Origin of the sequence: Thioalbus denitrificans, assembly GCF_003337735.1 — a bacterium.
Taxonomy (GTDB): domain Bacteria; phylum Pseudomonadota; class Gammaproteobacteria; order DSM-26407; family DSM-26407; genus Thioalbus; species Thioalbus denitrificans.
Genome location: NZ_QPJY01000002.1, coordinates 715790 through 726600, shown reverse-complemented (window position 1 = coordinate 726600; position 10811 = coordinate 715790). Strand labels below are relative to the sequence as shown.

Annotated in this window: 6 protein-coding genes; 5 read left to right on the top strand and 1 reads right to left on the bottom strand. The window is 67.3% G+C overall.

Features of this window, described 5'->3' with window-relative positions; genetic code table 11:
* Positions 1–91 precede the first annotated feature (91 nt).
* The gene (locus tag DFQ59_RS07885; protein WP_170142083.1) at positions 92–2209 is read right to left on the bottom strand and encodes a M1 family metallopeptidase; all 2118 of its coding nucleotides are present in this window, start codon (positions 2207–2209) and stop codon (positions 92–94) included.
* Positions 2210–2572: 363 nt separating this feature from the next.
* Here DFQ59_RS07885 and DFQ59_RS07880 point away from each other — a divergent pair, with 363 nt between their 5' ends.
* The 5 genes from DFQ59_RS07880 to soxB all read left to right on the top strand — a co-directional run bounded on the left by DFQ59_RS07880 (position 2573) and on the right by soxB (position 10326).
* Positions 2573–3769, top strand: a complete 1197-nt coding sequence (locus DFQ59_RS07880) for a ChaN family lipoprotein (protein WP_170142082.1) — start codon at positions 2573–2575, stop codon at positions 3767–3769.
* Positions 3770–4011: 242 nt separating this feature from the next.
* Positions 4012–5961, top strand: a complete 1950-nt coding sequence (locus DFQ59_RS07875) for a sensor histidine kinase (RefSeq protein ID WP_114279105.1) — start codon at positions 4012–4014, stop codon at positions 5959–5961.
* Positions 5954–7309, top strand: coding sequence for a sigma-54-dependent transcriptional regulator (locus tag DFQ59_RS07870; RefSeq protein ID WP_114279104.1), 1356 nt, complete (start codon positions 5954–5956; stop codon positions 7307–7309). The genes DFQ59_RS07875 and DFQ59_RS07870 overlap by 8 nt, the downstream gene beginning before the upstream one ends.
* A gap of 374 nt (positions 7310–7683) precedes the next feature.
* Positions 7684–8127, top strand: coding sequence for a DsrE family protein (locus DFQ59_RS07865; RefSeq protein WP_211314821.1), 444 nt, complete (start codon positions 7684–7686; stop codon positions 8125–8127).
* Positions 8128–8562: 435 nt separating this feature from the next.
* A complete protein-coding gene (gene soxB / locus DFQ59_RS07855) occupies positions 8563–10326 on the top strand; it encodes a thiosulfohydrolase SoxB (RefSeq protein ID WP_114279102.1) in 1764 nt (587 codons plus the stop codon).
* The last annotated feature ends 485 nt before the right edge of the window (positions 10327–10811 follow it).

The following is a 10811-nucleotide window of genomic DNA, read 5'->3' as shown; positions in this document are numbered from 1 at the left end:
CTTGCGGGAGGTCATAAAACGGCGCGGCGGGACGGGGTGGCCGCGGTCGGTTCCTCCTCGTATGCCCCGTGCCGTTCCGAAGGACGGTGGCTCAGGGAATGGCCAGCGGCGGACGCGGCGGGAGGGATGCGCCACCGGCGCCGGGCGCGAGCGGGACCTGCAGGACCGACCGGGTCACCGGCCACTGGCCCTTGAGCACGTTGCGCCCGTCGTCGTTGCCGAAGGCGAGGTAGCCGTACTTGCCATAGTGGGGAACCCTCCGCGCCAGCCCCTTCACCATGGCGGGGTCCTCGCTGCCGAACCAGCCCAGCACCCGATCCGCGCCATCCCGGGCGGTGAGCACGAGGCTGTGGCTCGACAGGGGGTAGCGCCGTTCGTCCAGGCGCAGGCCCTCCCCGTCCAGGGCGGCGCCGGTCAATGCCTTCCGGAAAGCGGGCAGGAAGCGGTTCTCGCGGCCGAACAGGAACACCGCCGAGCCGACCGGCAGCCGCTGCAGATCGGCGTCCTCCACGATCCGCACCTGCGGCTGGCCCTCCGCCCAGGCCTGCGCCAGCGCGCGGTAGGCCCCGCGCAGCGGCTCCGGGGCCGCTGCCGGCAGCACCAGCAGCAGCCGTTCGGCGCCCAGCACACGGCCCAGGGCCGGCGGGCGTTCACTGGGCGCAAGCTGGCGGAAGAGATCGAAGCGGGGGTCCACCGCCAGGAACAGGGGGCGCCCGGGCAACTCCAGTCGCACCGTCGCCTCGGGCCCCGTCATCTCCACCCGGCCGGAGCGCGGCGCGGCTTCCCCCGTCAGGGTGAGCGCGTAAGGCACATCGAGCCGGTAGGCAAAGCCCGCCTGGGCCTGGCGCAGCCGGAAGCGGAGCTCCCAGCCGGCCGCCGCCGGCTCGGCCGCAATCCGGTCCAGCACCAGTTGCGGCGCTCCGCTCTCCGCCACCCACTGGCGGAAGAACCCGGAAAGGTCCTGCCCGGAAACCGTTTCGAAGGCTTTCCGCAGCTGGGGGAAGCCGGCCGTGCGGAAGCGGTTCTCGGCGTAGAAGCGGCGCAGGCCGGCCACGAACACCGGGTCGCCCAGCTTCAGGCGCAGCATGTGGTAGAGCATCATCCCCTTGTCGTAGCCCACCGCCTGGGTGGAGCCCCCGTGGCGGCCATGGAACTCCGCGAGGGGAAAGTCCCGTTCGCCCGCGGCGGAGTCGGCATAGCGCTGCAGTGCCGTGCGCCGGTACTCCGCCCCCTCGCCCCGCTCCTCGGCCAGCCAGTGGTCGGCGAGATAGGTGGTCAGGCCCTCGGCCCAGTTGCCGTGCGCATAGTCGATGTAGACGCTGTTGCCCCACCAGTTGTGGAGAATCTCGTGGGGGTAGGAGGTGTGCACGATGAAGGGCAGCCGGATCACCTGCGAGCCCAGCAGGGTGAAGGAGGGCATCCCGTAGCCGCTCTGCCAGAAGTTCTCCACCAGGGCGAACTTCGCGTAGGGGTAGGGGCCGAGGAGGGCGCTGTAGCGCGCCAGGTAGGCCTCCGTAGCCGCCAGGTAGGTCTCCGCCAGCGCCGGGTCCGGCTCCCGCAGGTAGACCTGGCCCTCGGCCACGTCGCCGGGGTGCCGGTAGAGGGTCCACCGGGCCGCCACCAGGTAGATGTCGTCCTGGGGCTGTTCCTCCCGCCAGCGGACCCGGATCCGCTTCCCCTCGGTCTCCGCGCCCGGTCCCGCGCCCTGGCTCACCGCCAGCCAGCCCGCCGGCAGGTCCACCTTCAGGGTGAAGGCCTGCAGCGTCTCCGGCAGATAGGGATACCAGGCCGCCGCTCCATCGAGGAACACCCCTTCCGGGCCGATGTTGCCGCGGCTCGAGGCCCGCTCGCGTCCCACATCCTCGTTGCCGCGGGTCACGCCGTGGCGGATGCTCCCGCCGTAGCGCAGGGTGATCCGCCGGACCCCGGGCGGCAGATCCAGGCGGTAGGTCGCCACCGAACCGTCAGCGGACAGCCGGGTTTGGGTGATGCGCGCGCCGGGCGTCTCCGGCTGCGGGTCGAGACCGGCGTGGAGCAGGAACCCGACCCGGTCTCCAGCCGTATCGGGGAGGCTGAGCGTGGCGCGCACCTGGAGGGTGCCGGCCTCCGGTTCCAGCCGCACGTCCAGGTCGTGGTGCACCACCTCCAGAGCCACGGCGGGCGTGGCCGCCAGGGCGAGACCGATGATCAGGATGAAACGTGCGAGCATGGTGATAACCAGTACACTACGGCAAAACCGGATTGTAGCCCTCACCACGGAGACACGGAGCCCACGGAGAGAACCAGGTGAATGTCATTGCCGCTCATCAGCTGCCGCAATCACCCCTGAAGATAACGCATTCACCCGCCCTGTCACCCTCCGTGTCTCCGTGGTGGATGCGCATGACCCGCGTGGTTCGGGTGCTTCTGATGTATGTTCAGGCCGCATTGTGCGGACCGTGGGACCCCCGGCCCGCAGGCCCCGGGGCGGCCACACGAACCCCGACCATGGTCCGTTGTCTACAGTTGAGGTGACAATCCCCTTTACAGACCCCGACCGGGCCCGTCAGTGCGGCCCGAACAGGAGAACAGCGTGTCCAGAACGATACCCGCAGCCCTGGCTGTCCTGATAGGCGTGCTTTCCAGCCCGCCCCTGTTCGCCACGCCTGCCGCCGCCGCGGAGGAGGGCGGGGCGGAGGTGCTGACGCCGGACGTGAATCCCGATTTCGAGGCGCTGGCCGCGGGACACCGGGCCCGGGCCCTGGATCTCAAGAGCGTCACCACGCTGGAGGGCATCATCTGGCCCCTGTCCAAGGTACGGGTGGTCTACGTGGGGGAGAGCCATGACCGCTACGAGCAGCACCTCAACCAGCTCGAGATCATCCGCAGCCTCCACCAGGGCAAGCCGGACCTGGCCATCGGCATGGAGTTCTTCCAGTGGCCGTTCCAGTCGGTGCTGGATCGCTATATCGCCGGCGAGATCGACGAGCGCACCTTCCTGCGGGAGACCGAGTACTACAAGCGCTGGCGTTTCGACTACCGCCTCTACCGTCCCATCCTGCAGTACGCCCGCGAAAACCGCATACCGGTCATCGCCCTCAACGTTCCCGCCGAGCTGACCCGGAAGGTGGCGGAGGGCGGGTTCCAGTCGCTGACGCCGGAGGAGCGCGCCAGCCTGCCGGCGGAGATCGACCGCAGCGATACCGCCTACCGGGAACGGCTGCGGAAGATCTTCGAAATTCATGCCCGCAGCGACGAGCGCAGCTTCGAGAACTTCGTCAGCGCCCAGTTGCTCTGGGACGAGGGTATGGCCGAGACCGCGGCCAACTGGCTGCGCGCGAACCCGGGCCGGAGCATGGTGATCCTGGCCGGCTCCGGCCACGTCATGTACGGTTCGGGGATCCCCGATCGCCTGCAGCGGCGGGTTCCGGACAAGCGCCTCATCGTGCTCAACGGCGTGGAGGCGGCCCTGACCCCCGAGGCCGGCGACTATGTGCTCATCCGTCCCGAGGAGGAGCTGCCCCGCGGCGGACTCATGGGTGTATTCCTCGATGACCGGGAGGAGGGCGTCTACGTCGGCAAGCTGGACACCGGGAGCGGCGCCGCCGCCGCCGGCATCCACAAGGGCGATCGCATCCTCAGCGTGGACGGCTTCGACGTCAACGACTACGCGGACATCAAGATTGCCCTGCTCGACCGCAAACCCGGCGACCGGATTGCGGTGAGCGTGGAACGCGACGGCCTCTTCTCCTCCTCCCACCAGCTCGATTTCGAGGTGGAGCTGAAGTAGGGGTGAGGGGTGAGGGGTGAGGGGTGAGGGGTGAGGGGTGAGGGGTGAGGGGTGAGGGGTCACGCACTCACGCACTCACGCACTCACTGAACACTGAACACTGAACACTGAACACTGAACACTGAACACTGAACACTGAACACTGAACACGGAATCCCTTCGCCCCGTCCCCTGACGAGCCGAAAACCCTACAACCGCACTGGGACTTGCGCCCATTCCCCGATTCGGCTTAATGTTGCGCTATGCAACTGCGTCGCAAGCTGTTTCTGGTCCTCGGTACCCTCACCCTGGTGCCCCTCCTGGTGCTCCAGTTCGGTGTCGTGGAGCGCAACAAGCGCTCCCTGGAGGAGCGGGCCGGGCGCGAGGTGCTGGCCGGCCTGGACAAGCTGGCCGGCGAGCTCGACACGCTGATCAACGCCCAGAAGTCGGTGGTCCGCGGCCTGGCGGCCGTCCCCTCCGTGCAGCACTTCGCCGAGGTGCTGGGCGAGCCGGGCGACTCCCCCCGCTACATGGAGCGCAAGGAGGAGCTGCAGCGCTTCTTCCTCAACTACCAGGCGGCCGTCCCCAGCATCCAGGGGCTGCGGGTGTTCGACACCTCCGGCCGCACCCTGGCCAAGGTCAAGGAGGGCAAGATCATCCCGCCCGTGACCCACGACGCCCAGGGCCGGGGCATCATCGCCCACCAGGGCGAGCGCCCCTTCTTCCAGACCGTGGCGGCGGCGTTGCGGCCCGGCGATGTGGGCATGTCCAACTTCGAGCTGGGCCAGGTCGCTCCGGAGGCGGAGTTCTGCCCCTCCATGGTCCGCTACATGACACCGTTGAACGTGGAGGGCCGGCTGGCCGGCTACCTGGTGGTGAACATGTGGGGCAGCCGCATCGACGAGATCATCACCAGCACCCTCGGCGCCTATGACGGCCGGGTGCAGATGGCCGAGCTCGCCCCCGCCGACCCCGACCGCGACGGCGTCTACCTGTTCCACTCCGACCGCAACAAGCGCTTCGGCAACCAGATCGGGATCCCGGACCGGCTCTCCGCCGACCTGGGGAACGCGGCCTGGCGCGACATCGCCGCGGGTCCCGCCGAGGGCATGCTGCAACTCGGCGAGCGGCTGGTTTTCTATCGCAAGGTCCAGCCCTACCAGGACCGCGCGAACCAGTGGCTGCTGGTGGTCCAGCGCGACCGGGCCGAGGTGCTCGCGCCGGTCATGGAGGTGAGCCAGACCATCTGGGCGCTGCTGGGCGTGGCCGTGCTGTTGTGCCTGCTGCTGGCGCGCTGGGCGGCGGTGCGCATGGCCCGGCCGGTACAGCACCTGGCCGAGATCATCACCCGCTACGCCGACGGCGAGCGGGTCCGCTACCGGGACAGCCGCAAGGACGAGATCGGCCAGGCGGGGCGGGCCTACAACTATCTCATCGATACCCTGGCGCGGGCCGAGCAGGATCGGGAGCGGGCCGAGGCCGTGGCCTGCCAGGCGGCCAAGATGGCCACCGTGGGCGAGCTGGCCGCCGGGGTCGCCCACGAGATCAACAACCCCCTCAACAACATGACCGGGCTGGCCGAGCTGATGGAGCAGGCGGTGAAGGAGGGGGTCGATCCCCGCGTCCTGCTCGAGGACCTCGAGGTGCTGCGCCAGGAGCAGCGCCGCTGCGCCGACATCGTCCAGGGACTGCTGGACTTCGGCCGGCCGCGGCCGCCGACCCTCACCCGGGTGGAGCTGCCGCGCCTGGTGCAGGAGAGCATCCGCCTGCTGGCCCGCCGCGCCCGCAGCGCCGGCGTGCTGCTGCGTTTCGCCCCGCCGGGAGAACTGCCCCCCGTGGAGGGTGACCCCGGCCAGCTGCAGCAGGTGCTGGTGAACGTCCTGCTCAACGCCATCCAGGCCACGCCCTCCGGCGGCTGGGTGGAAGTGACCCTGGATCAGGTGGACGGCCGGCTGCGCTGCCGGATCGAGGACACCGGCGAGGGCGTTCCCGAGAGCCAGCTCGCGCGCATTTTCGAGCCCTTCTACTCCACCAAGCAGGATCGCCAGGGCACGGGTCTCGGGCTCTCGGTGAGCTACTCCATCGTCCAGCGCCATGGCGGGCGCATGAGCGCCGAGCCGCGTCCCGGCGGCGGCCTCTCCATCTGGTTCGCGCTCCCGCTGGCCCAGTCCGGCTCCGGGCATGAGCGCCTGCCGGAGGCGGTGAATGCCTGAGCGTCCGCTGCTCTATTTCGTCGACGACGACACCGTTGCCAACCGCCTGTTCCTGCGTGCCGGTGAACGCCTCGGCTACCGCTGCGAGGTGTTCACCTCCGCCACCGAGTGCCTCGAGGCCCTCGAGCGGCAGGTGCCGGCGCTCGTGCTCACCGATCTCAACATGCCCGGCATGGACGGCTTCGAGCTCATCCGCACCCTCGCCGAGCGGTTCTCCCAGCTGCCCATCCTCGCCATCACCGGACAGAGCACGGTGGAGCGGGCCGTGCAGGCGATGCAGGCCGGCGCGGCCGACTTCCTCAAGAAGCCCTACGAGCTGCGCGAGCTGGACATGGCCATCCAGCGCACCCTGCGCTTCTCCGCGGTGAGTGCCGAGAACCGCCGCCTGAAGCAGCGCCTGCAGCGGGAGAAGGGGGCGCGGGACATGGCGGGGGAATCCCCGGCCATGGACGAGGTCAACCGCATGATCGACAAGCTCGCCGCCGTGGACTGCTGCGTCATCCTCCAGGGCGGTTCGGGGGTGGGGAAGGAACTGGTGGCGCGGGCCATCCACGAGCGCGGGCCGCGCAGTGACGAGCCATTCACGGTCATCGACTGTGGCGCCATCGCCGACACCCTGCTGGAAAGCGAGCTCTTCGGCCACCGCAAGGGCGCCTTCACCGGTGCCGAGCGGGACCGCACCGGGCTGCTGGAGTCGGCGGGGGCGGGGACCGTGTTCCTCGACGAGATCGGCAACATCTCCGACGCCATGCAGGTGAAGCTGCTGCGGGTACTGCAGGAGCGCACCGTGACCCCGGTGGGCGGCACCGAGGTGATTCCCATCCGCGCCCGCTTCATCGCCGCCAGCAACCGCGATCTCGCCGCCCTCGTGGCCCGGGGCGAATTCCGGCACGACCTCTACCATCGGCTCAACGTGGTCACCCTGGCCATCCCCTCCCTGGCCGAGCGGCGCGAGGACATCCCGCTCCTGGTGCGCCGCTTCGCCGAGGAGTTCGCCCACAAGTACGATCGTCCGGTACGCCACTTCACGGGATCGGTGCTGCAGCGGCTCCAGCAGCGCCCCTGGGAAGGCAACGTGCGCGAGCTGCGCAACTTCGTCGAGCGCTGCGTCATCATGTCCGACGGCGATCACCTCGAGCCGTTGGACGAGCCGGCCGCGCCGGCCGCCCGGCCCGCCAATGTCTTCGGTCCTGGTGGCGGCTCGCCGGAGACCCTGGAGGAGATGGAGCTGCGCTATATCCGCGAAGTGCTCGACAGCGTCGGCGGCAACCAGCGCCAGGCCGCGGAGATACTGGGCATCAACCGCACCACCCTCTGGCGCAAGCTGCGCACCGTGGAAGAGGCCTAGAAGCCTGTCGGACTTGAGCGATCGTAGCGAGCCGAGTGGGAGAGCGAGGACAGATGGGCCCGATTTTGAGGCGCTTAGTGGGTCTATGTAACGAAAAATCGGGCTCATATGGGCCGCTGTCCCGCCGGCGCAGTAGATCAGCCTCAAGTCCGACAGACTCCTAGCCTCGCTTCCGGCGGTCCCCGGCTTTTCCCTGCCGAATTCTGCAAACCTGCTGCAACCTGCAACATCCGGCGAATGCGCTATGCAATGCCGGGTGTTCCAACCCATTGAATCGACTGAATTACAAGCCTGGCATGTCAATTGCTTTGGTGAGGGTGCCCCATTCAGAAAACAGACAACGAGCAGTTCAACTGCCAGACGGAGGAACAACCATGACCCGAGTGATGACCCTGCTGTTCACCGCCGTATTCCTGCTGACCGCCGGGACCGCCGCCATCGCCAACGAGCGCTACGGCAAGCAGAAGGTGGTCTACCACATCAACTACGACAACCAGAAGCAGCAGATCGGCGCCATGCGCAACATCCAGAACCACATCAACGCCGTGGGTGCCGAGAACATCGAGGTTGCGATCGTGATGCATGGCAATGGCGTTTCCCTGCTGAAATACGCCAAGGAGGACGCCGACATGGAAAGCAAGGTGGTGAGCCTCAAGAGCCAGAACGTGAAGTTCCAGGTCTGCAACAACACCCTGGTGGGCCGGAAGATCGACTACAAGACCGACCTCTTCGACGTCTACGAAGAGGATATCGTGCCCAGCGGCGTGGCCGAGCTCTCCCGCCTGCAGGCCATGGGTTACACCTACATCAAGCCCTGACAGGGCGGTAACGATTCCTTAGCGATTGACAGCAAGCTGCTGAGAGCCGGTCACCGTAAAGCGGATGGTGGAACCGCAGGTGGCCGGCCTTTTTTTATGATGGGCAATGGGTGATGGGCAATGGGTGATGTGTGATGGGTGATGGGTGATGGGGCGTGAACCGGTTTTCTGGTAGGTTCTGGCACGGATGAGTGATGAGTGATGAGTGATGAGTGATGAGTGATGAGTGATGAGTGATGAGTGATGAGTGATGAGTGATGAGTGATGAGTGATGAGTGATGAGTGATGAGTGATTAGTAAGGCGCCGTTTTTCTCCCATCACCCATGACTCATCACCCATCAGCAGGAGTGTGTAGGGCCGGATTAATCCGGCCATGCCGGATCATGCAAACCTGACACGAAATTCATATAACAAACTGCCCCAGGAGGAAGAAGATGTCCCTGAACCGCCGCGAGTTCCTGCGACTCCTCGGCCTGGCCGGTGCCGCCGGCATGCTGCCGCGCACCGTGCTGGGCGCCATGAAAGGCCCCTCGGATCCCTACGAGATCCCGAAATTCGGGAACGTGTGCCTGATGCACATCACCGACACCCACGCCCAGCTCAACCCGGTCTACTTCCGCGAGCCCAACGTGAACATCGGCATCGGCGATGCGTTCGGCAAGGCTCCCCACCTGGTGGGTGAGGCGCTGCTGAAGCACTTCGGCATCGAGGCCGGCGGCATGGACGCCCACGCCTACTCCTACCTCAACTTCGAGGAGGCGGCGCGGCAGTACGGCCGCGTGGGCGGCTTCGCGCACCTGGCCACCCTGGTCAAGCGCCTGCGCGCCGAGCGCGGCGACGGCAACAGCCTGCTGCTGGACGGCGGCGACACCTGGCAGGGCTCCGGCACCGCCCTGTGGACCCGCGGCATGGACATGGTGGGCGCCTGCAACCGGCTGGGCGTGGACATCATGACCGGTCACTGGGAGTTCACCTACCTGGAGGAGGAGGTGCTGAAGAACATCGAGGCCTTCTCCGGCGAATTCGTCGCCCAGAACGTGAAGGTGCGCGAGGAGGCGCTGTTCGAGGGCGTTCCGGTCTTCGACGAGGACACCGGCCACGCCTTCAAGCCCTACACCCTGCGCAACGTGGGCGGGGCCAAGGTGGCGGTCATCGGCCAGGCCTTCCCCTATACCCCCATCGCCAATCCCCAGCGCTTCATCCCCAACTGGACCTTCGGCATTCGCGACGAGGCCCTGCAGAGCCTGGTCAACCAGGTGCGCGAAACCGAGAAGCCCGACCTGGTGGTGGTCATCTCCCACAACGGCATGGACGTGGACCTGAAAATGGCCTCCATCGTCACCGGCGTGGACGTGGTCCTCGGCGGCCATACCCACGACGGCATGCCGGCCCCGACCATCGTCAAGAACGCCTCGGGCCAGACCCTGGTCTGCAACGCCGGCTCCAACGGCAAGTTCCTCGGCGTGCTGGACCTCGACGTGCGCGACGGCCGGGTGCGCGACTTCCGCTACCGCCTCGCCCCCATCTTCTCCAACCTCATCGAGCCGGACGCCGAAATGGCGGCCTACATCGCCGAGGTGCGCGCTCCCTACAAGGACAAGCTGGAGGAGAAGCTGGCGGTGGCCGACACCGTCCTCTATCGTCGCGGCAATTTCAACGGCACCTTCGACCAGCTGATCTGCGACGCCCTGCGCGCGGTGAACGACGCCCAGATCTCCCTCTCGCCCGGCTTCCGCTGGGGCACCACCGTCCTGCCGGGCGACGCCATCACCATGGACAACGTCCTCGACCAGACCTGCATCACCTACCCGGAGACCTACGCCCGGGAGATGACCGGCGAGGAGATCAAGCTCATCCTCGAGGATGTCTGCGACAACCTCTTCAACAACGACCCCTACTACCAGCAGGGCGGCGACATGGTCCGCCTGGGCGGCCTCGACTACGTCTGCGACCCCGCCGCGGAGATGGGCCAGCGCATCCAGGCCATGCAGCTGGATGACGGCACCCCCATCGAGGCCTCGAAGAAGTACAAGGTGGCCGGCTGGGCCACCGTCGGCTCCCAGTCCCCCGGCGAGCCCATCTGGGAGACGGTCGCCACCTATCTCCGCGACCAGAAGACCGTCAGCCTGAAGAAGATCAACACCCCGAAGCTGAAGAACGTGGAGGGGAACCCGGGCATCGCCGACTATTCGGCCTGAGGGGCTTCCCTGGAAGACGGGAATAGACAGGATTAACAGGATTTACAGCCATTGCAGGATGCGGTGAGGAACGAACCGCTTTGTTCGGGTTGATATATTCCCCCTCCCCCCAACCCCCTCCCGCGAGGGGAGGGGGAGCCGGCCGTGCCGCAGCCCGGCCGCGTGGCTCGGGCTTTTACTCCCTCCCACTCAGGGGGAGGGTTGGGGGTATGCGGCGTTCGGGTTGACCCGCTCCCCCAACCCCCTCCCGCGAGGGGAGGGGGAGCCGGCCGTGCCGCAGCCCGGGCAGGCGGTTTGGGCAATGTCCGGCATTTGCTCCCTCCCCCTCAGGGGGAGGGTTGGGGAGGGGGTGTGCGGCGTTCGAGTTGACGGGCAATCTCTTCCAGCACGGCCTCGGGGTTCTGCATCCCGCTTCTTCCGGCAAGCCGCCCCGAACCACAGAAAATCCTGTCAATCCTGAAAAATCCAGTAAATCCTGTCCATTT